This is a genomic window from Embleya sp. NPDC005971 (assembly GCF_040629175.1).
GTDB lineage: Bacteria > Actinomycetota > Actinomycetes > Streptomycetales > Streptomycetaceae > Embleya.
In genome coordinates, this window is record NZ_JBEXUX010000024.1 from 72438 (window position 1) to 97168 (window position 24731).

Consider the following 24731-nt stretch of genomic DNA (forward strand, 5'->3'; position numbering starts at 1 on the left):
TTTCAGCCGGCCAGGACGACGTCGTCCTGAGCCGTCCTGTTGACCTTCGCCGGTAGTGCCCAGCTCAGCACGACGGCGACCAGGCCGATCGCCGCACTGAGAAGGAACGCGGTCCGGAAATCGCCCCAGCTCGGGATCGGCGTGCCTCCCGCGGCGAGAACGCTCGCGCCGACTTGAGCACCCAGCGCACCGCCGACGGCCTTGATCACGAAGATCACGCCGGTGAGGCTCGCGGTCCGTTCAGCCGGGACCGTGGCGACCACGATGTTCATCGCCTGAGTCATGCCGAAGCCGGTACCGGCGCCGGCAACGGCGGTCGCCACGAAGATCACCCACGGCTCGCCCGCGCCGAGGAGCACGGCGCTGGCCCCGGCGAGGGCCCCGGTTCCCAGCACCATCACCGCCCTGGAGCCGATCCGGCGCTCAAGCCGTCCGGTCAGCGGGGCGGCGAGGGTCCCGACCAGCCCGAGAGGCACCAGGCAAAGACCTGTCAGGGTGGCCGTTGCGCCAAGACCGTACCCGGTTTCGGCCGGAAGCTGGACCAACATCGGGACCAGCACGAAGACCGCGAAACTGCTGAAGCCGACCGCGAACGACACGGCAGAGACCAGCATCACCGACCTTCCGGCGAGCATTCGCAGGTCGACCAGAGGCTTCTCGGTCCGCAGTTCGACCGCGACGAACACGGCGAGCAGGACGAGCGAAGCCGCGGTGAGACCCAGGACCTCAAGAGATACCCAGCCCCACCTCGATCTTCCGGTGATCGCCACGAGCAGGGCGGCGAGGCCACCGCCGAGCAACACCGCACCGGTGATGTCGACCCTGCCTGTTTCGCCCGGCGGGCACGGCGGGACGACGAACCACGCGACGGCGAACGTGATGACGAGGAGTACGAAAGGCAGCCAGAAGAGCCATGTGTAGGGCATCCTCGCCACGATCGGCCCGGCTGCGAGGAGTCCGACGGCCGTCGACAACGCCGCGACCCCGATGATCAGGCCGTTCGCGGACTTCACCCGCTCGGGCGACTGGGTGTCACGGATCATCCCGATGGCCAGCGGAATCAGTCCCAGTCCGGCTCCTTGCAGAAGCTGGCCGACGGTCAGGACCCAGACCGACGTCGCCAGTGCGGCGACCAGCGTTCCGGCGCAGACGATGGCCAGTACCGCGAGCAGGACCCGGCGCTTGTCGCGGATGTCGGCCAGTCGGCAGATGACCGGAGCGGCGACCGCCCCGGCGAGCAGGACACCGGTGAACACCCACGCGATCGCCGGGGTCGAGGCGCCGACGGCCTGCTGGATGAGTGGCAACGCGGGAGCCAGCATGGTTTCCAGTGCTTGGTAAGCGAAAATACCGAGGACCAAGACGGCGAGAACGAGCCGGGCACGGGCAGGAGAAGGAGAAGGCGAAGGAGAAGGAGCGGTCATGGCAGAACCTCCGGTGGGAAGGTCACAGAAAACGGGACGACGTACCGACACTGCCTTTCTGCGTGGGCGCCAGAAGCCGCGCGACGATCCGGCCGGTGGCCGGGGCGAGGGTCAGACCGAGCGTGCCGTGGCCGGTGGCTACGACGACGTTGCCCGAGTCGCCCCCGAAGCGACGGATCACGGGCAACCCGCTCGGGGTCATGGGGCGCGCGCCGCGCCATGCGGTTCCGTCCGCGGTGACCCGACGCACTGCGGGTAGCGCGCGTTCGGCCACGGCGCGAAGCCTCGCGATGGCTTCCGCCTTGGGTGCCCCCGGCGGCCCACCGAATTCCATGCCGCCGGTGAGGCGGAGCCGGCCGGGTGTGGAAGTGAGGATCACGTGGTCGTCCGCGCACATCAGTGCGTGGTCGTGCAGCCGATTCGGAGCGGGAAGCGTCAGGCTCCAGCCGTAACCGGCTTCGACCTTCAGCCGGAGGCCGAACAGCCGCCCGACTGCGGCACTGTCCGCGCCGGCGGCGAGCACGAAGGCCCTGGCACGAACAGGTCCTCCGGTGGTTTCGATCGCGTCCGCCCGACGATCCCGCATCCGGACTCCCACCACACGGTCGGTGCGCACGACCGCGCCACTCCTCACGGCGGCCGCCAGGACCGCGTTCGTCACGGCTGCGGGGTCGAGGGCTCGATCGTCGGGGAATCGAACAGCGCCGGCGAATCCGTCGGCCATCCCCGGTTCGGCGTTCGCGAGGGCGGCGGCATCGAGCACCTCATGCCGGATTCCCAACCCCGCCAGCCGCGAAGCGGCCTTCCGTTCGGCCTGCCAGATCGCCGGATCGCGGGCAACGTGCAGGAACCCGGACGAATGCGAGCACACTTCGAGGTCGTTGAGGAGATCGTCGTAGAGCCTCATACTCGCGGCGGCGAGTTCACCAAGCCGTCGCGCATCGCGCATAGCGCGTCCCGGCCGGGAAGCCACTGTGAAGCGCCCGAGCCACAGCAAGGTGCGCAGAGACAGCGGACGACTCAGGGTGGCGGCCGGATCGGCGCCCCACAACGACCGGACCCCTGCCAGCAGAACACCGGGGTTGGACATGGGCAGGCTGTAGCTCGGCACGACGAGGCCGGCGTTTCCCGCCGACGCACCACGCCCCGGAGCCGGGTCCACCACCATGACGTCGGCACCGGAACGTGCGAGGTAGTAGGCGGCCGCGCTGCCGATGACCCCGCCGCCCACGATGGCGACGTCCACTTGATTCGAACCCATTCTCACCTCACTTGGCGTTGCCGATAGGTGTAATACCTTACACCTCAGGTGTCAAGCCTTAGCAGGTCCACGACGCGAGGAGAAACGATGACGACCACGTCAGAGGAGGTACCGAGCGCGGAGGACATCCGGCGCCGGGTGCCGATGCGTCGTGCGATCGACGCCGTGCGCGAGGTTCTGCTCGAGGTTGCCGCAGGCTCGTTCGTCCGCCCACCGCGACTGGCTTTGGGCGACGGCCGGGTCCTGGTGATGACGGCGTTCCACCAACAGACCGGAACCGCGGCCGTGAAAGCGCTCGAAGCCCGACTCGACCGCATGCCTGCGATCATCGGCACCGTGACCCGGATGGGCGCCAACGGCCGCATCATCGCCGACGCCTCGGCGATCACCACCCTGCGGATCGGTGCGATCGCCGGTGTGGCCACCGACGCGCTCGCTCCCCGCGACGCGTCCGTGATGCCCTTGTTCGGCGCCGGAGCCCAGGCCCCGGACCAGGTCCGGGCCGTGCACACTGTCCGGCCGCTGACCGCGTTGACCGTGTTCGACCGGAACCGCCCCCGCGCCGAGAAACTCCCGTCCGAGCTGGAGGGCGACCTGCCCGGGGTACACCTGCGGAGTGCTGATGACGTCACGACTGCCTTGACCGACGTCGAGATCGTCTCGTGTGCGACCTCGTCGAGTACTCCCTTGTTCCCGGCAGACGCCCTGCCGGCTCGGAGAACATGTCAACGCGATCGGCTCGTTCCAGCCGACGATGCGCGAACTGCCGGACGAGTTGCTCGCGACCGCGGACCCGGTCGTCGTCGAACAGATCGAGGCGGCCACCGACGAAGCCGGCGAGATCATCCACGCGCTCGGGGCCGGCACACTCACGCGTAACCGGATCCACGAGCTGGCCGGGATGCTCGAAACCGCACCGGAGACCACCGGGCGAACGGTCTTCAAAACCGTGGGAATCGCCGCTCAGGACCGGGCTGTCGCCCGCCTTTTGAGCAAGACCTGCGATACCTTATACCTTGGATAGCGCCGCGGCGGCTGGGTTTCGCGCGGCTTCGACGACCAAGGGGTCCACTATGTCCCGTCCCGGCACCACGGTCACACCCGGCACCGGGCTGCGGCGGCAAAGCCTTCGCGACGACGCCGGCCAAGTGATCCGCGCCCAGATCGTGGCGGGTGAAATCCGTCCCGGGACGCTGTACGCGATCGGCCAGATGGCCGAACAGCTGCAGGTGTCGATCACCCCGGTACGGGAAGCTCTGCTCGATCTGGCCAAGGAAGGCCTGATCGAAATGGTGCGCAACCGGGGCTTCCAAATCCGCGTCGTGACCGAAGCCGATCTCGATCAGATCATCCAGATCCGGTTGATGCTCGAAGTCTCCGCCGTCCGCGAGATCGCCGCTCGCGGACTTGTCGACGACTTCGCTCCCCTGCGCGATCTGGCCGCGCGCACCGAAGAGGCCGCGCTGGCCGGGGACTGGGTCGGCTTCCTCGGTACAGACCGGGAACTCCACCTCACCCTGCTCGGCCACCTGGGCAATCCCCGGCTGGTCGCCATCGTCGGCCAGCTACGCGACCAAGGCCGCCTGTACGGCCTGAACCACGTCGCGGGCACCCAGGACTTCCTCGAGTCCACACGGGAACACGACGCGTTGCTCGACGCTGTCGAGGCCGGAAAAGCGGACGAGGCCGCCGAACTGATGAGCACACACCTCAAACACGCTCGCGGGATCTGGGCCGGTGTCGTGTAGTCGGCACCTCTACCGCGCCGTCCGCGCTCATCTGCACGTCGTGCCGCACCATCCTGCAACCACTCATCCCCACCCAACCATGGCGATTACCGACGCCAACACGGCGGCACGTCTCATCGGGACTCACTTCCCCGCTCCCGGCGCCGGACCGGATGCTGCGGGACCGACCCTTACGGGCGTACACGCCCTTTCCGCAGGGACTGTAAAACGTACGGCTCTGTCTCACATCCGGTGGTGATGGACTGTGAGTCGTTGATCACGTGCAGGCGTTGAGTGCGAACGAGCTTGTGGGTGTGGTGTTTTCAGGGCTTGCGCCGCTGGTGGTCGAAGCGGTTGCCGACGAGGGCGAGGTCATCCGGGTGCGGGCCCGGGCGCCTGGCGCCCGGGCGGATTGCCCGGATCGCGTCGGTCGGATCGATCGGGTGCACTCCTTCCATGAACGCACGGTGACGGACGTGCCTGTCGACGCCTGCCGGGTGGTCGTCTCGGCACGGCTCCGCCGCCTCGTCTGCCCCACCGCAGCCTGCCCCCACATCACGTTTCGTGAGTAAGAAGCCGTTTCATTTGGCATATTGGCGGTAGCAGATGAATGCGGCGGCGATGCTGACGAACGCGCCGAAGTGCGCTGCCTTGATCTCGTATCGGCGGTGGAGTCGGCGGAAGGCGTTGAGCCAGGACACGGTTCGTTCGACGACCCATCGGTGTCGGCCGAGGCGCGTCGAGGAGTCGATGCCGCGTCGGGCGATTCGGTGTGTGATGCGGCGTTGCCGGCGGAACGCGCGAATGAATCGGTGGTCGTACGCCTTGTCGCCGTGGAGCTTGGCAGGCCTGCGGCGACGTGGTCCGCGGCGGGAACGGATCGGCGGGATGCCCTCGACCAGGGGTATCAGGGCCTGGCTGTCGTGCGTGTTCGCGCCGGAGATCCCGATCGACAAGGGCAGACCGGAGCGTTCGGTCAGCAGGTGGATCTTCGACCCGTACTTCCCCCGATCCACAGGATTCGGACCCGTCAAATCCCCCTTTTCAGGGCCCGCATGTTCACCGAGTCCACAGCGCACCGCGACCAGTCCAACGCACCCCGCGCGCCGAGCTCGTCCAACAGGACACGGTGCAGCTTCGCCCACACCCGCGCGCGACTCCACTCGGCGAACCGCCGGTGGATCGTCTGCCAGGACGCCCCGAACACGGGCGGCAGTTGACGCCACGTGCACCCCGACGTCGCCACGAACACGATCCCGGCCAACACCTCACGATCCCCGAACCGCCGCCGGCCACCACCCTGCGGCCGGGTCGGCTTCGACGGCACCACGCGCTCGAACAACTCCCACAACTCGTCCGGCACCAGCCGCTCCACAAGCGTCGTCACACACGCCAGAATAGCGAACACGCCAAATGAAACGACTCCTTAAAGCAACGGCATTGCGTACCACTGCCCGGGGGACGACGGGCCACCGCGGTTATCCCGGGATCCGGTGCCCACCCCGTCCGTGATCTCCCGCGTCGTGGGCAACGGGTCTTCGTACGCGAGGTGTTCCCAACGTCCCCGACGGGGCGCGTCGCTCACCCTCGCGCGATCGTGGACGGGGGAGTCCCGAGCGGGATCGGTACGAACGCGGGGGGTTCCTCGTCCGGTTCCAGTGCCGTCGGGCCGTACAGCCAGTCGACGAACGTGTAGTCGTGGGTGTCGCGTTCTCGCAGGATCGCGTTGCGTTGTGCGCGGGCGAGCCCGTCGAGGTGCCAGAGTTCGCCCCAGGCCCGGGCGGTGCGCTGTACGCGGCGGCAGTGCTCGGGGCGGACAGCCTGGTAGGCGGCGAGGGTGGCGGTCCAGTCCACGGTTTTGTCGGCCGCGCGGTTCCGGGCGGCGTGCCGGGCCAGCACCCAGCCGTCTTCGAGCGCCATGATCGCGCCCTGGGCCAGGTATTGCAGGGGTGGATGGGCCGCGTCGCCGAGCAGGACGACCCGGTCGTACACCCAGGTGTCGATCGGTTCGCGGTCGAACATGCGCCACCACCGGTCGCGCCACATCAGGGGAATGCCCGCGCGGACCTGGTCGGTGGTATCCGCGAAGGCCTCGTCGAGTTCGTCCGGTGTGCCCCAATCGGCTTTGCCGGCAAGGGCTTTCGGTGACTCGAACACGGCCACCTGGTTGAACATCTCGCCGCCGCGGAGGGCGTACTGCACGAAGTGGCAGCGCGGGCCGACGTGTACGACGACGGCGTTCTCGTGCACATGGTGGTCGCGGACGTTGTCGATGGGAACCGCGCCGCGGTACGCCACGTAGGACGAACTGACCGGCGTGTCACCGACGAACCGGTCGCGGGCGACCGAGTGCAGGCCGTCCGCCGCGATCACCACGTCGGCGTGCTCGGTGCGACCGTCGGCCAGAAGGACCGACGGTCGCGGGCCGTCGCGGTGGTACTCGGTGACCCGGCTGTCGGTGGCCAGGTCGACGCCGGCACGTCGGCAGGCGTTCAACAGCAGGGTGTGCAGGTCGCTGCGGTGGATCACGATGTACGGGAAGCCGTAGCGTCGTTCCAGGTTGCGCAGATCGAGGCGGGTGAGCTCGGTGCCATCGACGGCGTCGAACATCACCATGGAGTCCGGCACGACGCCGAGCCTCTTGGCCTCGTCCAGCAGGCCGTACTCGTGCAGGATGCGGGTGCAGTTGGGAGCGAGTTGGAGGCCGGCACCGACCTCGCCGAACTCCGGTGCCTGTTCCAGCACTCGCACCCGCAGCCCCTCGATGGCGAGGGCGAACGCCGCGCCGAGGACGCCGATTCCGCCGCCGACGACGAGCACGTCGGGGGGCGTCGTGTAGCCGGACGCCGTGTCGCGAGGCGTCGTGTCTTCGGTCATTGCGTGTGTCCTTACAGCCATGCGCCGAGCTCGGGCGCGGGTATGCCGGACTCGGTGGGGAGAACCGCGACGCGCCCGGTCAGGTATGCGGTGATGTCGGCCAACGAGGCGCGGATCACGACCGGTTCACCGTGGTCGGCCAGTCGCCACGTGTGGTCGATGTCGGTGGCCGTGAGATCGACGGCCGGGCCGGATCCGGCGCCGTGCTTGGCAGCGGCTTCGGTGGTCAGCCGCCTCAGGAAGCCCTCCGGGAATGCGGCGAATCCGATCCCCACTGCCAAGTCGACCGTGTGTACGCATACTTCGCGAGCCCGGAGCCAGGGGATCTCCCCGGCAGGCAGGACGCGGCCCTGGGCGGTGACCACTTCGTGTGCCCACCGGTCGGGGGCGAGCGCGTCGAGGCCGGCCGCCAGGGCGGTGGCGGATCGGTTCAGCCGGTTCATCAGTTCGGCGTCGGTCATCGTCGTGCCGCGTTCGATGCCGGTCCGACGCTCGTCCGCGGACGCGTACATGGGGGTCGGCTCACCGGTGGCGGCCCACCTCACCAGGTTGCCCAAGGCGTCCGCGTTGCCCGCCACGTGCGCGGCCAGGTGCCGCCGGGTCCAGCCGGGCACAGGAGTGTCGGCGTCGAACGCGGCTTCGTCGAGTGCCGCGCAGGCGTCGAGGAACCGGGCGGTGCCGAGCCGCATCCAGCGCAGCGGACCGTGGGGCGCCCCATCCACCGGGTCGGCGGGTGCGCCGCTCACCCGGCGTCCCTGACGACATGGTTCACCAGGCGGCCGATGCCGTCGATCTCGGCGACCACCGTCGAGCCCGGGCGCAGGTACCGGTGCGGGGTGCGGGCGTGGCCGACGCCGCCGGGTGTGCCGGTGGCGATCACGTCGCCCGGGTTGAGGCGGATCACCGCGGAGACGTACTCGACCAGCGCGACCGGGTCGAACAGGAGGTCGCCGGTGGTGTCGGATTGCATCACCTCGCCATCGACATCGAGTCGCACATCGAGCACCGGACGCACACCACCGGGCAGCTCGTCCGGGGTGACCAGGTAGGGGCCGATGGGTGTGGAGGCGTCCCACATCTTGCCCTGCAGCCACTCGCGGGTGCGGAACTGCCAGTCGCGGCACGTGATGTCGTTCAACACGGTGAACCCGGCGATGGCGGCCTCGGCCTCGGCGGTGCTCACCCGGCGCACCCGTCGGCCGATGACGACCGCGAGTTCGACCTCCCAGTCCAGTTCGGTGGTCTCGGCCGGGTGCGGGATGTCGTCGGCCGGGCCGGTCAGAGAGTCCGCGAACTTCGCGAACAGCGTGGGATGGCTGGGGAGTTCACGCCCCATCTCCTGGATGTGGTTCTTGTAGTTGAGGCCGACGCACACCACCTTGGACGGCTGCGGCACGACCGGGGCGAAGTCGGCGCCGGCGAGGTGGAAACGGGTACCGGAGGCGGTTGCGGCCCGCTCGCGCCAGTCCGGGTCGGCGAGCAGCGCGCCGACGTCGGCGGCGCCGAGGTCGATCAGTTCCTCTCCGGCGAGCAGGACGGCACGGGTGCCGGCGGGGGTGCGCAGGGTGGCGAGCTTCATCGGGGATCCTCGTCGGTGGTGGAGCGGTGGAGTCGCAGGGCTTCGAAGATCGGCGCGTCGCCGAATCGGAACAGGTCGAGGGCGCCGCTGTCGGAGTCCGTGGCGCCGGCCTCGGAGCGGGCCGAGAACGGCGTCCAGGACGGCACCGTGAACAGGTCGCCGCGCGTCACGGACCAGGTCCGATCCCCGACGGTGACCGTGCCGGAGCCGTCGAAGACCTGGTAGACGGAGGAGCCGGTCTCCCGGAACGGTGCCGTTTCGGTACCGCGGGTGATGCGGTGAAACTCGGCGCGGATCGTCGGCAGCACGTCGGCGCCGGTGGCCGGGTCGGTGTAGCGGACGGCGGCGTGGCCGGGTTCGACCACGCCGCCGTGGCCCTCCTTCGCCAGCTCCAGTTGGTCGTCCAGCGCTCGGTCGGTGACCGCCCACTTGTAGGAGAGCAACGGCGAGCCGGGGGCGGTGGCGGCGGGTGCGCGCAGGGGACGCAGTCCGGGGTGGCCCCAGAGCCGTTCGGAACGGGAGCGCTCGGGCGTGCTGCGCTCGGCGACATCGAGCCGGTCGCGGCCGAACTCGAAGAACTGCGTCTCGGCGCCGTACTGGAACGGGATGTCGAGGCCGTCGATCCAGGCCATGGGGGAGGCCCCGGCGTTGTGGTGGGCGTGCCAGTTCCAGCCCGCCTGAGGCAGGAAGTCGCCGCGGTTCATGGGCACCGGGTCGCCACCGACGACCGTCCACACGCCGGAGCCCTCGACGACGAAGCGGAAGGCGTGCTGGGTGTGGCGGTGCTCGGGGGCGTCCTCGCCCGGCATGAGGTACTGGATGGCCGCCCACAGGGTAGGGGTCGCGAAGGGGCGGCCGTCCAGGCCGGGATTCGCGAGTGCGAGGGCCCGCCGCTCGCCGCCGCGGCCGACGGGCACGAGTTCGCCCGCCTGCTCGGCGAGCATGAGCAGGTTGCGCCACTTCCACAGGTGCGGCAGCGCGCGTGAGCGCGGGTGGGTCGGCATCAGGTCGCCGATCTCGGTCCACAGCGGGACGAGCAGTTCACGGTCGAATCCCCGGTACAGGGCCTCCAGGGCCGGAGTCACCTCCGGTTGGTTCGATGCGGCGACGGTGCGCCGCTCGGCACGTGGTTCGACAGGGCTGGCGGTCATGCGTATACCGTGACGGCACAGCGCAGGACAGAAAACAAGATTCTGTTGTGCAGAACGCTTTTCGGGAGGCAGCGTGGAAAAGCCCCTCAAGACCCCGCCGCCGTACGCCATCGCCAGCGTGGACAACGCCCTCAGGACAGCCACGATGTTGCAACTGGAGGGCCCGATGACGGTCAGCGAGGTGGCCCGGCGCCTCGGCGTCGCCATCTCCACGGCGCACCGCCTGCTCGCGATGCTCGTCTACCGCGACTTCGCCGTCCAGGGGCCGGATCGCACCTACCGGGTGGGCCCGGTACTGGAGCTGGCCGCGCACTCGCAGTCCGCGGTCTCCCGGCTCCGTGCCGCGGCGCTGCCGCACCTTCGCCGTCTGGTCGACATGTTGGGGGAGTCGGCCAACCTGGCCGTACGCACCGGTGAGACGGTCCGGTTCATCGCCAGTGTCGAGTGCACACAGGCGCTGCGGGTGGGCTCGCGCGAAGGCATGGTCTTCCCGGCGCACCGCACCACCGTCGGCCTGGTGCTGCTCGCCGAGCTGGACGACGCGGAGTTGGAGTCGCTGTACGCGGCCGAGCGCTGGGAGAACCGGGCCTTCGACCGGCCAGACCTGGTCGAACTTCGCGCCGAACTGTCCCGCGTCGCCCGCAACGGCTTCGCGGTCAACCAGAGCCGCTCGGAACGCGGCCTGGTCGCCGTCGGGGTGTCGGTGCGCGGCGCGGACGCCACATCGGTCGGCGGGCTGTCCGTCTCGATGCCGAGCATCCGCTATGACAGGACGCGGGTGACCCAGTTGGTCGCCACGCTGCGGAGCGCGGCGGTCGCGCTGGAACGGGACTTGCTCGCCGGCTGAACCCCCGGCCCGGATCCGGGGAGCTCCGACTCAGCCGCGCGTGCGCAGCTCGGCGGCGCGTGCCCCACCGAGCGCCGCGAGGGCCTCGCCGAGGAGCCGCATCTGCTCGGGCAGGTCCGGCCCGGAGTCGGCCTGCATCGCGACGAAGGCGCCGTCGAAACCCGCGATCGCGAAATGGTCGAGGCGGTCGGCGACGGCCTGGGCGATCTCGGGGCCCTCCTCCGCGAACGCGACGGAGATCATCCGGTGCATGTAGGCGCGGCCGTCACGACGTACCTGGCGGATGAGCGTCCCGACCTCCGCCTCGGTCGCCTCCGCACTCATCACCAGCATCAGGTGCAGGCGCAGGAAGTCCGGCCGGGCCAGGAACATCTCGCCGGTGCGCTGGAGGAACCAGTCGAGTCGCTCCCGCGGGGTCCCGGGCGGTGGCCCCCCGGTGTGTGCCGTGCGCATGGCCGCGAAGAAGTCGTACGCGCCGCGCGCCATGACCGCCGACAACAGGCCGCCCTTGGACCGGAAGTGGTGGTAGACCGCGCTCTTGGGCAGGCCGGTCTCCCGGCTCAGTGTCGAGAGCGAGGTGGCGGCGTATCCGCGCTCGGCCATCACCCGCGTCGCGACGTCGAGGATCTCCTCGCGGGAACGCCGCCCGCGCCGATTGCTGCGTTTCGGGTCGGCCATGCGCCGAAGCATAAGCGCCGGGCGATCGCACGTCGCACCGGCGGCTTTCTGCACAGCGGAATCGTCTGGACGGGCCCGGCGAGGCATGTGACGGTCGGCATACAAGAATAGAACGCTCGGTCCAAAAGTGCCGACTGTCCATCGCCCGGAGCCCTCATGACGCATAACCACGACGCGGACGTCGCCCTCATCGGGTACGGCCCCACCGGCGTGACCGCCGCACTCACGCTTCTCCGGCAGGGAGCCTCGGTCGTCGCCTTGGAGCGCGACCGCGACATCCACGCGCGTGCTCGCGCGGTCACCGTCAACGACTGGACGATGCGGATCTTCCAGGACCTCGGCGTCGACGAGCGGATCGCCGCTGTGATCGAGCCGCAGCGGGCACTGCGCTGGACGACCTACGACGGCACCGAGATCATGCGCGTCGAGCACCCGCCGTCCACGCTCGGCGTACGGCCGCGCTTCTACAACATCTACCAACCCACCATGGAAGCCGAACTCCGCGCGTGCGCCGAGGAGTACGGCGACCTGCTCGACGTGCGATTCGGCGCGCGGGCGACCGCGGTGGAACAGGACGCGAACGGCGTCACGGTCACCGCCGCAGACCCCGCGACCGGTGAGACGCACACCGTGCGCGCCCGCTACGCCATCGGCGCGGACGGCGGGACAAGCTTCACCCGCGCACAGATCGGCTCCCAACTCCTGGGCGACACCGTCGACGTCCAGTGGATCGTCATCGACTGTCGGGTCAAGCGCTGGTGGCCCGACCGCGACCTGCTCACCTTCTGGTCCGACAGCGAACGCCCGGTCGTCGACATTGCCCTGTCGGCCGGCAACCACCGCTGGGAGATCCCACTCAAGCCGCACGAAACCGAGGCCGATTTCGCCGACGAGAGCGCCGTGTGGCCGCTGCTCGCGGCCCTGGGCGTGACCCCGGACGACGTGGCGATCCACCAGTGGGCGTTCTACCGCCACCACACCCGGATGGCAGACACGTGGCGGGTGGGCCGGATCTTCCTGGCCGGGGACGCCGCGCACCTGATGCCGCCATGGGCCGGGGCCGGCATGCAGACCGGGATGCGCGACGCGCACAACTTGGGCTGGAAGTTGGGCCGAGTGCTGCGCGGCGAACTGCCACAGGCATGGCTCGACACGTACGAGACGGAACGGCGACCGAACGCCGCCTTCTACACCGACCTGGCCGTGCAACTCGGCCGGGTCATCAAACAGGAGGCCACGCCCGACGAGATCGAGGCGATGAACCGGATCCCCGAGGGGCTGGTCACGCCGTTCGAGCCGCCGCTCATCGCGCCCCCGGTGCTCACCGCGGGCAAGTTGCGCGGGCCGGTCGGCGACGCGTCGATCGTCGGACGCATGGTGCCGCAGCCGATCGTCGGCGACACCGTCGGTCGGATGGCACGCCTGGACGACCTGCTCGGGAACGGCTTCGTACTGCTGGGCGACGGCGTCGACCCCACGGTGCTGCTGACCGCCGAGGAGAAGGCCGGATGGGACGCGCTGGGCGCCCGCTACCTGACCGTCCGCCCGCAGGACGCGTATACCGAGGGCTCCGACGAGATCGTGGACCTCGAACGTGTGCTGCTGCCGTGGCTGCGCCGCTACGGCGCCCGGGCCGTCGCGATCCGCCCCGACCGCTTCGTGGCCGCGTCCGATGTCTTCGGCCTCGCGGTCCCCGCCTGAGTGCCCACGGAGCGCGGCAGCCCCATCCACAGCACGTACACCAAGGAGAACCCATGACCGGAGTCAAGGAACTCGCCTACGTCGTCTACGAGGCGAGCGACCTCGCCGACTGGGAGCACTTCGCCGTCGACCTGCTGGGCATGCAACTCGCGGGGAAGGACGACGACACGCTGCGCCTGCGCACCGATGCCAAGGCGTACCGCTGGCTGGTCCGGCGCGGACCCGCCGACGACCTGGTGGCGAGCGGTTACTCGGTCGAGGAGGAGGCCGCCCTCGACGCGCTCGCGGACCGGCTTGCCGCGGCCGGCGTCGACGTCGCCGACGGCGGGACGGCGCTCGCTGCCGCCCGCGGGGTGGACCGGATCCTGGTCACCACCGACCCGATCGGCAACCGGGTGGAGCTGGTGGTCGGACTCGCGGACGCCGACACCCCGTTCCGTTCCGACCGGCTGCTCGGCGGATTCGTCACCGGCGACGGTGGCGCCGGTCACCATGTGCTGATCGCCAAAGGCGTGTCCCGGGAGGATTATCTCGCCTTTTACGAGGGCCTGTTGGGCTTCCGGATCTCCGACACCATCGTCGAGGAGGTCGCCCCGGGCGTGGTCGCGGATCTGATCTTCCTGCACTGCAACCCGCGCCACCACAGCGTCGCGTTCGGCGACATGCCGCACCCCAAGAGCACGCACCATTTCATGCTCGAAGTCGCCGACATCCGCGACGTCGGCATGGCGCACGACCGCTGCCTGGAAGCCGGGCAGCCGTTCGAGATGACGCTGGGGATGCACCCCAACGACAACATGTTCAGCTTCTACGTCCGCACACCCTCGGGGTTCAGCGTCGAATACGGCTGGGGCGGCCTGCTCATCGACGACGCGACCTGGCAGGTCCGGACCCTCGACCGGCTGAACAACTGGGGACACCTTCCGCCCGAGGCGGTCGCGGCCCAACTCGCCCGCGCCGCCGGAACCGATCACGGAGACAACCGATGACACCCACCCGCGAATCGACCGCGCGCCTGGTCCGGACCAAGGACTGGGAGCTCCGCTACCACGAGGTCGGCGAGGGCCACCCGCTGGTGCTGTTGCACGGCAGTGGCCCCGGGGCCACCGGCTGGAGCAACTTCGCCGGGAACATCGGGGCGCTCGCCGAGCACTTCCACGTCTACGCCGTCGACATGCCCGGCTGGGGCGAGTCCGACCCGGCCACGGTGGACCGACTCGACCACGTCGAGGCCGCGATCCAGTTCCTGGACGCCCTGGGCATCGAGAAGGCCGCCTTCGTCGGCAACTCGATGGGCGGCCAGACCTCGCTCCGGCTCGCCACCGAACATCCCGACCGCATCACCCACCTCGTTACGATGGGCGCCCCCGTCGGCCCCGTGCGGACCCTTTTCGGCGCGGGCGACGGCCCGTCCGAGGGCCTCAAGGTGCTCATCACGGCCTACCGCGATCCGAGCCCGGAGAACATGCGGCGGCTCGTCGAGATCATGTGCTTCGACAAGGAGCGATTCGCCACCCCCGAGCTGTGCCAGGCCCGTTCGGACGCGGCGCTGGCCCGGCCCGAGCATCTGCGCAACTACGTGGACGGCCTGCCGCACGGCACCCCGCTGCCCACGTGGGTGGACCCGAGGTTGCTCCCGGCGATCACCACGCCGACACTGATCATCCACGGCCGCGACGACCGAGTGGTGTCCTACGAGGTCTCGCTGCATCTGCTCGCGAACGTCCCCGACAGCCGCCTGGTGCTGCTCAACCGGTGCGGCCACTGGGCCATGATCGAGCACGCGGACGAATTCAACCGGCTGGTCACGGACTTCGTCCGAAACACCTGAGCATCCGCCACCCCCGAGCGCGCCGACTGGGCCCGGGGCGGGCCGTCCGCAATCGCGGACGGCCCGCCCCGGGCTGCCCGCGTTCCGGGCGCATACCGATCAGGACAGTGCGTCCCGACGCGCGAGGACGCCGCCCAGGGCGGTCGCCGCGGCGCGCAGCGCGGTCACGTGCGCCTCGGGGCGGAAGCGGGGACTGGGCCCGGCCACGCCGATCGCCGCGACGGGCTCGTCGTCCGGGCCGAGCACGGGCGCGGCCACGCACACCAGGCCGACCGCGGCGTCCTCGTAGTCTGGCCTGGGGATGTCGCAGTTTCGTCGAGAACGCGGGTGTGTTGCACATAGCCTTGTACGCCTGAAGGCCCGGACCGTGTTTTGTGTTGGTCACGGGATTTGGGCCTGCTTGCAGGGTCGGGATGGCCTACGGACCGGATGTGCGGGACTTGGTGGTGCCGGGGCGGTGGCGGGTTTCGGCGAGGTGGTCCAGGCGGACGTCCGCGCCCACCACGCCGAGAAGTGGCCGACGTCGGGGTACGCCGTGACGTGGCGGCCGGAGTGGCCGCCCCCGGTGTGGCGGCCGAAAGACGCGACACGTGGGAGTGGACGACACAGTCGTAGAGGGGCTGGGGTTGGTGCGGCAGGTGAGGGCCAGATCGGCGTCGATGACGCTGTTCCCGTCGCTGGTGTCGGCTGTGCGGGAGCTGGTCGGCGGGGCGTAGGCGTCGGACGTCGTGCTCACCTGGTAGTGGCCGGGAGCCGGATTCGTGAAGGCGTGGTTTCCCTGGTCGTCCGTGGTCGTGGTGACGGCCTGTCCGTCGGGCCCGGGACGGGCTGCCCGTTCTCGTCCAGGAGCCGCACCACGAGCCCGGTGGGCGGGCCGCAGTCGGCGGTGACGCGGCCGGCGATCTGCGAGGAGCGACGAGATCCACAACTGGTAGACCGGGAAGCCGGTCTGCCGGCCGAACTTCAACGTGATGCCGGTAACCGGCACGGTCGGCTGGAACCAGCCCGAGGCGCCCGTGGTGTCCGAACCGTGGCCGACGAGCGTGTTCGTGGCAGGGTCCCAGGAAGGCACGTCGGTGTCGGTTCCGGCGGGACCGCAGGCTGACGGTTTCAGCCTGGCCTGGCACTGGTTGAAGGTCCCCTGCCGGCCCAGCCGATCCACCGTCAGGGGCCGGCCGTCAGCACCCGTCGCCGCAACCGTGACGCTGTCGGCGTCGATGCCGCCCGGGGTGAAGGCGAAGTTCCCGGCATTCGTCGGGTGCTCGAACGTGAGGGTCGCCGTCGAGGGCGTCAGGCCCGTGGCGGTCCGCAGAGTGACGTATTCCTTGCCCTGCGAAGATCCGTACCGATCCCCCACCGGCGTTCCCGGTCCCAGAAAGTCCGAGGTTCCGGACTGCACCGTGGCGGTGGTGCTGTCCGTTGTCACCGCCGCGGTCGGGAAGTCCGTGAGGGGGATGTCGACCGTGCCCGTGGTGCCGTTCATCGACCAGTCGCCGTAGGCCGACGTGGCGTCGGCATATGCCGATGTGGACGGCCAGCACCACACCCCGGCGACCAGCGCGCCGGCACAGACGACATGCGCAACGCGGCGAGCAGGGACGCGTCCACCCGCAGGTTGAATTCTTTCATGTAGTCCGTTTTCCGTTATATCCCTCAATTCATGACGAATTCTGGTAAGCCACGCGAATGTTCAGCCGATATTGCCGTACCGACCCGGGCCGAAAGAGCGAGGACGATCACCATGGCGCTCCTGGTGACCGACGTCGGATACGAGAAAGCCGCCCACCTCATCGGCAACGCCGTCCGCACCAACCACGGTCTCTGCGCGAAAACTTCGGCCGGGCCCCCGGCGCCGTCGAGGAACCGATCCGGTGGTGCGGCACGGTGCCCGCGGCCCGACCGCGCTTCGCCGCGGTCGACATCGAACCGCACGGCACGCCCGGCCCGGCTCCCGCCGTGCGATGGTCTGGGACAGGCCGGCGGCCAACAGGTGCAGGCGCCGGCCGATCCGCGGGGTGTAGCGGGCGTCGGTGATCAACGTGGTGACGGTGCTCAGGTGGGCGTCGAGCAGGGTGGCGGTGTGTTGGCGTTGTTCGGTGGCCTGGCCGGTCAGTTGCGCCCCGGTGGTCTCCAGTCATTGGACGAACTCGGCGTCCACGGCGCTGCCGTGGCGTGATCCGGCGGCGGGGGGCGGTTCCAGGGTGGCCCACTGTCCGGCGAGGCCGGCCAGGGCCGCGCCGGTGTAGCCGAGCAGGGTGCGGCGTTTCATCGTCGTCTTCAACGCCTCTCTCAACGCGGTGACGGTGTGGTGTGCGCCCAGGGGCAGTGGCGCATGCGGGCCCGGTAACCAGTGCGGCCAGGCGCGGACGTCGACGTCGTCGGGGCCAGGCCGAGGGCCTCGGCGAGCAGGAGTTGGGATTCCGCGCAGGGTTCGACCCCGGTCTCCCACTTCCACACGCGGCCGCGTCGGGTGCCCGATCGAAGACCCCGGTGGGCTGGTCGCTCGAGGACCTCGCGGGCGAGATCCTCGAGCGACCAGCCGCGCTCGGCCCGAACGTGGGACAACAGGTGACGAATCGGAGTGTCCACGGACCCATCACACCATCACGCCCGGGTGGTTGTCCGTGCCCGGGCGGCCGGGGATACAGCGGGGATACGCCCGGGCCCTGTCGGCGAGTCGAACAGGTGAGCTGTACTCGCTTCCCCGACCAGCCGAACCCGCCCCATCCCGGGCCGTGTTCGCCGTCGGTGGATCCAGGAGGAGACGATGGCCGAAGCCCCCACCACCCCCAACCTGCCGCCGGCCGGCGTGCCCCGACCGCACCACCGAGACCCCGCGACCGCGACCACCGGCGACCCGCACGCCCCGACGCCGATTTCGTCACCGGTGGCAACGACGCACGGTGGCAGGGAAGTTCGGCGGACCCTCCTCACCCGAGGACGCGCCCCCGCGCCGTCGGCACCGTCGGCCGAAGCCGGGACGCGGACACATGCTCCCGACGGCTCGTCCTCGTGCGCGAGCGTGCAGCGTTGGTGGACCGAGGAAGCGTTATGCTCGTCCGTGCCTATTCGTCGGAGTCGGGGTCCCATCCGCACCCCACGAGCAGTTCCCGGACGCGTCGCACGTCCGGGTCGGTCGATTCCTGGTCGCCGCCGATACCGTACGCGTCGTGGTGGGCCTCCGTGAAGGTGGTGAACGCGAACATCACGTCCCCCAGGTTCCGGATCGACATCCCCTCGGCCAGGACCCGCATCACCGGCAGATAGTCCTCGTCCGGCATCCCCCGCGGATACGCGGACTCCAGGATCGACAGGGTCCGTTCCAGGTGCCGCGGAACACGCCCGCCCCACACCCCTTCCGGATACGGCGCAACAGCCACGACCCGACCCCCTCGCGTCGATGTTCACCACGGCCGTCGCGGTCGCCCCACTCCACCACGAACCCACACCGCACTCCACAACGCCCCCGGCCCCGTACCCACATCCTCACCAGGTGGCTCGACCACGCCCGGGCCGAACTCGCCCACGCGCCGCGCCGCCTCGGCGAGGCGCGTCGCGCCCGAAGCCGACCCCCGGCACGCCGGGCGGGTGCGGTTCGCGCGGGTGCGTCCGGGCCTCGGAAGTGGTGCGGGTGAATCCGGGCGGGCGAACATCGGGCGCGGGTAAGGGACTCGCGCGCGTCAACGGGGCGTGGCAGCCGGGGGCGCGGTGCGGATGGTGTCGACCATGGCGCGGACGGCGCGGATGTCCGCCTCCGAGGAGTCGATCCTCACCAGGCGGTCGCGGTCGGCCCAGGTGCACGACGCGTAGGCGCGCGTCGCGGTGCGGATCGGGCGTCGAGAGCGGGTCGTGCGGGGTGGGAGTCGCAGGTGATCCGGCCGCCGTTCGCGCGTTCGAGGATGTGCCGTTCTCCGGGACCGAGCGGCACGTCCGCCCGGATCTCTTCGATGTTGTCGGAGAGTTCGGCGAACACGTCCAGCGCCGAGGTGGGCCCGCGTTCGGCGGTGACCACGACGATGCGACCGGCCTGGGCGTAGCCGTCGTCCCGGGCCGGATACGGGTGGTCGGCGCCCTGCCGGTCGAGCATGTCGGTGGCCGCGAGGAACTACGAGTACTCCCTCGACGCGGTCACGGGTCGTCCGTCGCCGTCGCCGTCCAGGCGTCGGGAGAAATCGGCGCCGCGTCCGTCGGCCACGATCCGCGTGGCCCCCGCGAGGACCGGCGGAAGATCCGCGAGCGGCCGGGAACCGGGCGTGGACGCCTGCGTGCACGCGAGCGGCGACAACGCCGACACGAGTGCGGTCGACGCCACTTGGACCGGGCGTAACGAGCGGGACCGTCGCGTGGGAGCAACCTCCGAAACCGGACTCCACCGCGATCACGGGCGTCCTCGAGTAGGTGCGATCGAAGCTACGACCTTGCCGTGTGGGAGGGCGCGCGGCCGGCAGAGAACGCCGCTGCGGCCAAGTGCTTTGCCGATCTGTACGACCGCTACATGGACACGGAGGCGCCCGTGGTTCCCCGGTGGGTCGCATCACGGCCTTCGTCGCCGCGCTGTTGGAACGGTGACCGGATCCCAAGCCAGGGCGAGCGCCGCCTACGCGCGGTGCGGTAGCGATGGCACCACCTCCGGCGGGCGGTCGCCGTCGCCGTCGAAGGCCTACTCGTCTGAGCTACCGAAGTCTTCTCAACGAAATGAGCTCGAGAGGTGACTCGGTCAGAACCCGTTGCCGAGCAAGGCTTCCGATGGGCAGCGTGACCTATTCGATGAGCGTTTCACTGGACGGTGCGGCGGCGTGTGCCGGGGCCGGCCCGGTTGTCGACGAGTTGCAGGCGTGCTCGGTCGCGGTCAGGTCGTCCGAGGGCACACCACACCTCGTGCCTCGGCCCGGTGCCTGTGGCGTGGTCCGGGAGTTGCTCGTGTCGGGTCTTTGTATGGGCCCGCCGGCCGCTGTGCCGGGTGGAGGGTTGTCGGCCCGTGGGCTTCGGGGTTCCCGGGCTGATTTTCCTGCCCGGTTTTCCTTACGACCTTCGGGCTCGGCTTCTCCTCCCGTCCGGGCCCGACGCGGACGTAGGCGGGTGGCTTCCGGTGTCGGTGCCGACCCGGGTCTCGGCCGGTCGGTTCGGGAGTCGGGGTCCGGGTGTGCGAGAACGGTTCCGACCGCGCATTGCCGCGGTCGGGATCGTTGCTGTTGGCCCCGCGCGGGGCACAGCCCGCACGACAACGCCGCGAGGCGAGTGTGTGGACCCCGCGCGGGGCACCCGCACACCATCGCACCGATCGGGTCCCCGATGCGCGCGGTCCACCCGAACGGGACGAACAAACGGCCCCCGGGGAGCCGTCGGGCGGGGTGTGGCGGATGTCCCGCGCCTCGCATCGGACTTCCCGACGAGTACCGGCGCACGACGGCCCGCCTCCTGACACACGCTGCGTGCCCGTGTCCGCGGCGGCGAGTCGGTGTGCGGCCACGGCCGCGCGCCCGTGTGCGGTTACGTGTTCGTGGGCCACCGAGGCCCGGTGTCGGGGTGGTGGGCCCACACGTACTGGGTGTCGGGGGTGACGGTCATGCCGTGGTCGTACAGCCCCGGGCCGCCCTGCGCGATCCACCGGTCCCAGGCCGTTTCCAGCTCGTCTCCCAGCCGGCGCACGCCGCCCTGGTGCAGCGTGGTTGTGCCGCCGGCCGATGCGGAGTACACGGCCCAGGAGGTGTCGCCGTCGTGGATCCACGCGTTCACGCCGTCGGCGTCGCGCGCGGCGCGCACCCGCAACTGGGGCAGCGCGACGCGCAACGCGAACAGCAGGTGCGCGTCGTCGCACAACGGCGCGAGATCGCGGACGACGCCGCGTTCCTCCCCGGCCGCCGTGTCGCCGCGTATGTCGGCGAATCGGCGCTCGGCCGGGGTGCCGCGGGCGGGCATGAACGTGGCGAGTCCCTGGACCCAGCCGGAGGCGGACAGCCCGTCGTCGGCGACGGTCAACGCGACATGCCCCAGCCACCCCCACGGCGTGACCACGCGACCTCCGGGGCGGGCCTGGGCGATCCACGCCCACGGCACCCGTTCCACCGCGTAGGTCGAGACCACCCGATCCCACGGCCGCTCCGACGGGCGACCGGCCGCGCCGTCCCCGACCTCGACGCACACGTCCAGCCCGGCCGCGGCGAGCGCCTTGCGGGCGCCCTCGGCCAGGTCGGAATCGACCTCGACGCTGACGACGTTGCCGGGCCCGGCGCGTCGCGCGGCCAGCGCCGCGTTCCAGCCCGTCCCCGTGCCCAACTCCAGGACCCGGTGCCCGGGTTCCAGGAGCAGGGAGTCGAGCATGTCCACCACCACCGCCTGGCAGGACAGGCTCGACGTGGGCACCGCGTCGACGACCTGCGTCACCGCCGCGTCGTCGGGCCCGGCGTACACCAGCGACACCCACGCACCCTCGTCGACCACCCGATCGACCGGCACATAACCCTCGCCGTCCCAGCGCCACAGCCGGTCCGGCGCGAACTCGTCCCGGGGCGTGGCCTCCACGGCGGCGCGGATCCACGGCGCGCGCTCGGGCCAGTCCCCACGCCGTTCCATCTCGGCCGCCAACCGCGACCGCGCCTCGACAGGATCCACGGCGGGCTACTTGTCCTTCTTGTGTTGGCCGTTCGACGGCGGGGGAGCGGGCACCTGCCCGTCGGAGTTGTTCGGCGGCGGAGTGCCCTTCGACGGATCCGGCGGCGGCTTCTCGTGTTGTCCCATGAACGCCTCCTCCTCGGTCACCCGGAGAGACCCCATGATGACGCAACACCACATCGACGTGGAAGACACACCGCACCGCGACCCACACCACCGGCAAGCCCACCCGGTGCGGCAACGGACCCTCGCCACCGATGCCCGGCTGTCCCCGACGCATCCCAAGCCCGGTCAGGCCCTCCAGCCGTTCCGCCGCGCATGTGGCCCGTCGTTGGCGGGCATTGGCGAGCGCGACACCAGCTTCACCGCGCGCACCTCCCCATTGACGTCAACGGTCTCGACGTGCTTGTGCGGCACGGTCGGATGCCCCTCCCATGCCGCACGACGTAGTGGTTTGTCGTCGGGTTCGCTCGACGGGTGTCGAACGATGAATCCTTCGTGCAAAGATCGGCCCACATGGCGTCGGCGTCGTGGGGTTCGGGGGAGTAAAAGAGCGTTTCGTCTTGTGAAACGTGTTTGGTTCCAGCTTCAGGTGTAGCGCCGGTTCGGGGTGTTTTCGTGGGTGAGTCGTCTGCTCATGAGGTCGATCATGGCGAGGTGGATCATGGCTTCGGAGCGGTGTGGGTGGGTTTCGTAGTCGCGGGCGAGGCGGCGGTGGTGTGCATGAGCCATCCAAGGGTCCGCTCTACGATCCAACGTCTGGGGAGGACCTTGAATCCCTTGACGGTGGGGTCGCGTTGGACCACCTCGACGTCGATGCCCGGGGCCGCGGCGTGCTCGATTGCCTTGGTTCGGTAGCCGGCGTCGGCCCAGGCCTTGGTGACGCGGGGATGGGCGGCGGCGATCGCCGAGAGCAGGTGGATGCCGCCGACGTTGTCGGAGACGCTCGCCGCGGTGACCCACGCGGCGAGCAAAAGGCCGACGGTGTCGAAGCCGACGTGGCGTTTCCGTCCCACGATTCTCTTGCCCGCGTCGATGCCCTGACCTGCGGCGGGGACGTTGGCGGAGGTCTTGACGCCCTGCGCGTCCGACACGCACGCGCTCGGCTCCGCGTCGCGACCCTCCCGTTCGCGGACCAGGCGCCGCAGGACTCCGTTGAGCTTCTCGAAGACGCCGTCCTTCTGCCAACGGGCGAAGTAGCCGTAGGTGGTTTCCCATGGTGGGAAGTCGTGCGGGAGGTAGCGCCAGGGGATCCCGGTGCGATCCACGTACAGGATCGCTTCCATGATCCGACGCAGCTCGTGTTCGGGAGGACGTCCGAAATCCAGTCCGCTGCCACGGCGTTTGGTCCGCCAGGCCGACAGGGTGGGTTCGAGCAACTTCCAGCGGGCGTCGGACAGATCACTCGGATAGGGACGATGTCCGGTCATGTTTTGTTGGTAGCGCTCGGCGGCCCGCCCGCCCAAGGCGTGAACGGGGGTGAACAGGGGCGTCGCGGGATCAGACAGGAGCGAAGGTAGCGAAACAGACTGACTCGAAGCGTCTTGAGCCGCGTATGTCACAGGAGGCACCCACGGTCCCAACCATGCGGATCAATCCAACACCGTGAATGCCGTATCACACTCATCCCGGGATAAAACGCTCTTTCAAAGAGCGTTTTGCCCCAAGAGAAGCGTGTTGCGGCTTTCGAAGTGCTGGAGCGGTCCACGTGATTGGGTCAGTGCACGTCTTGTGTGACGGGTGCGGCTTGAGGTGATTCGAGCCTGCCCGTTTCACCACGTTAACTCCTGTCTGATCCCGGGAAGCACCTGTCCGCCCCCATTCACGCCTTGGATGAACGGGACGCCCGGCGCTACCAACGAAACATGACCGGACTTCGGCGCTATCCCAGTGATCCGTCCGACGCCCGTTGGAAATTGCTCGAACCCACGTTGACGGCCTGGCGAGCCGAACGCCGGGGCAACGGACCGGACTTCGGACGCCCACCCGAGCACGAGCTGCGTCGCATCATGGAAGCCATCCTCCACGTCGACCGCACCGGGATTCCCTGGCGCTACCTCCCGCACGACTTCCCACCATGGGAAACCACCTACGGCTACTTCGCCCGTTGGCAGAAGGACGGCGTCTTCGAGAGGCTCAACGGAGTCCTGCGGCGCCTGGTCCGGAAGCGGGAGGGCCGCGACGCGGAGCCGAGCGCGTGCGTGTTGGACGCGCAGAGCGTCAAGACCTCCGCCAACGTCCCCACCGCAGGCCAGGGCATCGACGCCGGCAAGAAAATCGACGGAAGCGCCACATCGGCTCGGGTCGACACCGTCGGCCTCCTTCTCGCCGTGTGGGTCACCGCGGCGAGCGTCTCCGACAACGTCGGCGGCATCCACCCGCTCGCCGCGATCGCCACCGCCCATCCCCGCGTCACCAAGGCCCGGGTCGACAACGGCTACCGGACCAAGGCCATCGAGCACGGAGCGACCCTCGACATCGACGTTCACGTCGTGCAACGCGACCCCACCGTCAAGGGATTCAAGATCCTCCCCAAACGTTGGATCGTCGAGCGAACCTTCGGATGGTTCATGCACCACCGCCGCCTCGCCCGCGACTACGAAACCCACCCACACCGCTCCGAAGCCATGATCCACCTCGCCATGATCGACCTCATGAGCAGACGCCTCACCCGCGAATCCACCCTGAACTGGCGCGACATCCAACCTCAGGACCGGAACCAAACACCTTTTCAGGCATAAAACGCTCTTTCGGGGCGTGTTTCGGTCCTCGCTCTCGGAGAGCATCTCCAAGAGCTTGACCCCTTTTCCCGGGATCTCCAGCGCGGCGTCGCGCTTGGCCACCTCCTTCTCCAGGCGCTCGACCTTGCGCCGGAGCTTCTCGTTCTCGGCTTCGGCCGCGGGCTTCTTCGGTCGGGCGGGGCTCGTGCGTCGGTCGGTGAGCTTCGCCAGGGCGCCGGTGTCGCGCGCGGCCCGCCATTCCTGGATGTGGGAGTGATACAGCCGCTCGCGTCGCAGGATCGCGCCGCGTCCGGCGGCATCCG

24 protein-coding genes and 1 pseudogene are annotated in these 24731 nt (G+C 69.8%); 10 read left to right on the forward strand and 15 right to left on the reverse strand.

The window, feature by feature from the left end:
* Positions 1–2: 2 nt before the first annotated feature.
* Both ABZ374_RS22075 and ABZ374_RS22080 read right to left on the reverse strand, forming a co-directional pair.
* Positions 3–1475, reverse strand: a complete 1473-nt coding sequence (locus ABZ374_RS22075; protein ID WP_360313571.1) for an MFS transporter — start codon at positions 1473–1475, stop codon at positions 3–5.
* Positions 1447–2670, reverse strand: a complete 1224-nt coding sequence (locus tag ABZ374_RS22080; RefSeq protein ID WP_360313572.1) for an FAD-dependent oxidoreductase — start codon at positions 2668–2670, stop codon at positions 1447–1449. The genes ABZ374_RS22075 and ABZ374_RS22080 overlap by 29 nt, the downstream gene beginning before the upstream one ends.
* 159 nt (positions 2671–2829) lie before the next feature.
* Between ABZ374_RS22080 and ABZ374_RS22085 the strand changes: the two genes are divergently transcribed.
* The 4 genes from ABZ374_RS22085 (at position 2830) to ABZ374_RS22100 (ending at position 4984) form a co-directional block, all read left to right on the forward strand.
* Positions 2830–3564 (forward strand): hypothetical protein, encoded by a 735-nt coding sequence (locus ABZ374_RS22085; protein ID WP_360313574.1) that lies wholly within the window; start codon positions 2830–2832, stop codon positions 3562–3564.
* On the forward strand, positions 3449–3709 hold the full coding sequence (locus tag ABZ374_RS22090; protein WP_360313662.1) for a hypothetical protein: 261 nt from the start codon (positions 3449–3451) through the stop codon (positions 3707–3709). Before ABZ374_RS22085 ends, ABZ374_RS22090 begins: the two co-directional genes overlap by 116 nt.
* A 49-nt stretch (positions 3710–3758) precedes the next feature.
* Positions 3759–4433 (forward strand): GntR family transcriptional regulator, encoded by a 675-nt coding sequence (locus ABZ374_RS22095; RefSeq protein ID WP_360313576.1) that lies wholly within the window; start codon positions 3759–3761, stop codon positions 4431–4433.
* Positions 4434–4702: 269 nt separating this feature from the next.
* Positions 4703–4984: a hypothetical protein gene (locus ABZ374_RS22100; protein WP_360313578.1), complete on the forward strand. Its 282-nt coding sequence runs from the start codon at positions 4703–4705 to the stop codon at positions 4982–4984.
* Positions 4985–4993: 9 nt separating this feature from the next.
* On the opposite strand, the gene ABZ374_RS22105 is transcribed toward ABZ374_RS22100, so the two are convergent.
* From ABZ374_RS22105 to ABZ374_RS22125, 5 genes are all read right to left on the reverse strand, one after another.
* Positions 4994–5787 (reverse strand): IS5 family transposase gene (locus tag ABZ374_RS22105; RefSeq protein WP_360313664.1). Its coding sequence is split into 2 segments (ribosomal slippage): positions 4994–5454 and positions 5454–5787, totalling 795 coding nucleotides; the frame shifts between segments, so codons are not numbered across the junction.
* A 206-nt stretch (positions 5788–5993) separates the two neighbouring features.
* Positions 5994–7289 (reverse strand): FAD-dependent monooxygenase, encoded by a 1296-nt coding sequence (locus tag ABZ374_RS22110; RefSeq protein WP_360313580.1) that lies wholly within the window; start codon positions 7287–7289, stop codon positions 5994–5996.
* 11 nt (positions 7290–7300) lie between these two features.
* Complete coding sequence (locus tag ABZ374_RS22115; RefSeq protein ID WP_360313582.1) at positions 7301–8035, reverse strand: maleylpyruvate isomerase family mycothiol-dependent enzyme; 735 nt, start codon at positions 8033–8035, stop codon at positions 7301–7303.
* Positions 8032–8868, reverse strand: a complete 837-nt coding sequence (locus ABZ374_RS22120) for a fumarylacetoacetate hydrolase family protein (RefSeq protein WP_360313584.1) — start codon at positions 8866–8868, stop codon at positions 8032–8034. The genes ABZ374_RS22115 and ABZ374_RS22120 overlap by 4 nt, the downstream gene beginning before the upstream one ends.
* On the reverse strand, positions 8865–10019 hold the full coding sequence (locus tag ABZ374_RS22125; RefSeq protein WP_360313586.1) for a cupin domain-containing protein: 1155 nt from the start codon (positions 10017–10019) through the stop codon (positions 8865–8867). Before ABZ374_RS22125 ends, ABZ374_RS22120 begins: the two co-directional genes overlap by 4 nt.
* Positions 10020–10092: 73 nt before the next feature.
* Between ABZ374_RS22125 and ABZ374_RS22130 the strand changes: the two genes are divergently transcribed.
* Positions 10093–10866, forward strand: a complete 774-nt coding sequence (locus ABZ374_RS22130; RefSeq protein ID WP_360313588.1) for an IclR family transcriptional regulator — start codon at positions 10093–10095, stop codon at positions 10864–10866.
* A gap of 30 nt (positions 10867–10896) precedes the next feature.
* On the opposite strand, the gene ABZ374_RS22135 is transcribed toward ABZ374_RS22130, so the two are convergent.
* The gene (locus ABZ374_RS22135; RefSeq protein ID WP_360313590.1) at positions 10897–11544 is read right to left on the reverse strand and encodes a helix-turn-helix domain-containing protein; all 648 of its coding nucleotides are present in this window, start codon (positions 11542–11544) and stop codon (positions 10897–10899) included.
* 156 nt (positions 11545–11700) lie between these two features.
* Here ABZ374_RS22135 and ABZ374_RS22140 point away from each other — a divergent pair, with 156 nt between their 5' ends.
* From ABZ374_RS22140 to ABZ374_RS22150, 3 genes are read left to right on the forward strand one after another with little or no spacing between them, the layout of a single operon-like run.
* The gene (locus ABZ374_RS22140) at positions 11701–13245 is read left to right on the forward strand and encodes a bifunctional 3-(3-hydroxy-phenyl)propionate/3-hydroxycinnamic acid hydroxylase (RefSeq protein WP_360313592.1); all 1545 of its coding nucleotides are present in this window, start codon (positions 11701–11703) and stop codon (positions 13243–13245) included.
* A 53-nt stretch (positions 13246–13298) separates the two neighbouring features.
* The gene (locus ABZ374_RS22145) at positions 13299–14234 is read left to right on the forward strand and encodes a VOC family protein (RefSeq protein WP_360313594.1); all 936 of its coding nucleotides are present in this window, start codon (positions 13299–13301) and stop codon (positions 14232–14234) included.
* Positions 14231–15076 carry an alpha/beta hydrolase gene (locus ABZ374_RS22150; RefSeq protein ID WP_360313596.1) on the forward strand — a complete coding sequence of 282 codons (846 nt, stop codon included), beginning with the start codon at positions 14231–14233 and terminating at the stop codon, positions 15074–15076. The genes ABZ374_RS22145 and ABZ374_RS22150 overlap by 4 nt, the downstream gene beginning before the upstream one ends.
* Positions 15077–15175: 99 nt before the next feature.
* Here ABZ374_RS22150 and ABZ374_RS22155 read toward each other — a convergent pair whose 3' ends face one another.
* Positions 15176–15379: an IclR family transcriptional regulator C-terminal domain-containing protein gene (locus ABZ374_RS22155; RefSeq protein ID WP_360313666.1), complete on the reverse strand. Its 204-nt coding sequence runs from the start codon at positions 15377–15379 to the stop codon at positions 15176–15178.
* Between the two features lie 668 nt (positions 15380–16047).
* On the opposite strand from ABZ374_RS22155, the gene ABZ374_RS22160 reads away from it, so the two are divergent.
* Positions 16048–16575 carry a hypothetical protein gene (locus tag ABZ374_RS22160; RefSeq protein ID WP_360313598.1) on the forward strand — a complete coding sequence of 176 codons (528 nt, stop codon included), beginning with the start codon at positions 16048–16050 and terminating at the stop codon, positions 16573–16575.
* Positions 16576–17210: 635 nt separating this feature from the next.
* Here ABZ374_RS22160 and ABZ374_RS22165 read toward each other — a convergent pair.
* The 6 genes and pseudogenes from ABZ374_RS22165 to ABZ374_RS22190 form a co-directional block, all read right to left on the reverse strand.
* On the reverse strand, positions 17211–17345 hold the full coding sequence (locus ABZ374_RS22165; RefSeq protein ID WP_360313600.1) for a hypothetical protein: 135 nt from the start codon (positions 17343–17345) through the stop codon (positions 17211–17213).
* A 796-nt stretch (positions 17346–18141) separates the two neighbouring features.
* Positions 18142–18456: a DUF3349 domain-containing protein gene (locus tag ABZ374_RS22170; protein ID WP_360313602.1), complete on the reverse strand. Its 315-nt coding sequence runs from the start codon at positions 18454–18456 to the stop codon at positions 18142–18144.
* 389 nt (positions 18457–18845) lie between these two features.
* Positions 18846–19163 (reverse strand): hypothetical protein, encoded by a 318-nt coding sequence (locus ABZ374_RS22175; protein WP_360313604.1) that lies wholly within the window; start codon positions 19161–19163, stop codon positions 18846–18848.
* An 18-nt stretch (positions 19164–19181) separates the two neighbouring features.
* Positions 19182–19388, reverse strand: coding sequence for a hypothetical protein (locus ABZ374_RS22180; protein WP_360313606.1), 207 nt, complete (start codon positions 19386–19388; stop codon positions 19182–19184).
* Positions 19389–20566: 1178 nt separating this feature from the next.
* A complete protein-coding gene (locus ABZ374_RS22185) occupies positions 20567–21688 on the reverse strand; it encodes a methyltransferase domain-containing protein (RefSeq protein ID WP_360313608.1) in 1122 nt (373 codons plus the stop codon).
* A gap of 588 nt (positions 21689–22276) precedes the next feature.
* Positions 22277–23118 (reverse strand): annotated as a pseudogene (locus tag ABZ374_RS22190) (IS5 family transposase).
* A gap of 435 nt (positions 23119–23553) precedes the next feature.
* Here ABZ374_RS22190 and ABZ374_RS22195 point away from each other — a divergent pair.
* Positions 23554–24429 (forward strand): IS5 family transposase, encoded by an 876-nt coding sequence (locus ABZ374_RS22195; RefSeq protein WP_360313610.1) that lies wholly within the window; start codon positions 23554–23556, stop codon positions 24427–24429.
* Positions 24430–24731: the final 302 nt, after the last annotated feature.

Coding starts and splice junctions, on each gene's coding strand:
- ABZ374_RS22140 (WP_360313592.1), top strand. CDS start 11,701: ATGACGCATAACCACGACGCGGACGTCGCCCTCATCGGGTACGGCCCC.
- ABZ374_RS22160 (WP_360313598.1), top strand. CDS start 16,048: ATGCCGGTAACCGGCACGGTCGGCTGGAACCAGCCCGAGGCGCCCGTG.
- ABZ374_RS22110 (WP_360313580.1), bottom strand. CDS start 7,289: ATGACCGAAGACACGACGCCTCGCGACACGGCGTCCGGCTACACGACG.
- ABZ374_RS22125 (WP_360313586.1), bottom strand. CDS start 10,019: ATGACCGCCAGCCCTGTCGAACCACGTGCCGAGCGGCGCACCGTCGCC.
- ABZ374_RS22175 (WP_360313604.1), bottom strand. CDS start 19,163: ATGCTCGACCGGCAGGGCGCCGACCACCCGTATCCGGCCCGGGACGAC.
- ABZ374_RS22195 (WP_360313610.1), top strand. CDS start 23,554: ATGACCGGACTTCGGCGCTATCCCAGTGATCCGTCCGACGCCCGTTGG.
- ABZ374_RS22165 (WP_360313600.1), bottom strand. CDS start 17,345: ATGAAACGCCGCACCCTGCTCGGCTACACCGGCGCGGCCCTGGCCGGC.
- ABZ374_RS22150 (WP_360313596.1), top strand. CDS start 14,231: ATGACACCCACCCGCGAATCGACCGCGCGCCTGGTCCGGACCAAGGAC.
- ABZ374_RS22095 (WP_360313576.1), top strand. CDS start 3,759: ATGTCCCGTCCCGGCACCACGGTCACACCCGGCACCGGGCTGCGGCGG.
- ABZ374_RS22145 (WP_360313594.1), top strand. CDS start 13,299: ATGACCGGAGTCAAGGAACTCGCCTACGTCGTCTACGAGGCGAGCGAC.
- ABZ374_RS22085 (WP_360313574.1), top strand. CDS start 2,830: ATGCGTCGTGCGATCGACGCCGTGCGCGAGGTTCTGCTCGAGGTTGCC.
- ABZ374_RS22120 (WP_360313584.1), bottom strand. CDS start 8,868: ATGAAGCTCGCCACCCTGCGCACCCCCGCCGGCACCCGTGCCGTCCTG.
- ABZ374_RS22135 (WP_360313590.1), bottom strand. CDS start 11,544: ATGGCCGACCCGAAACGCAGCAATCGGCGCGGGCGGCGTTCCCGCGAG.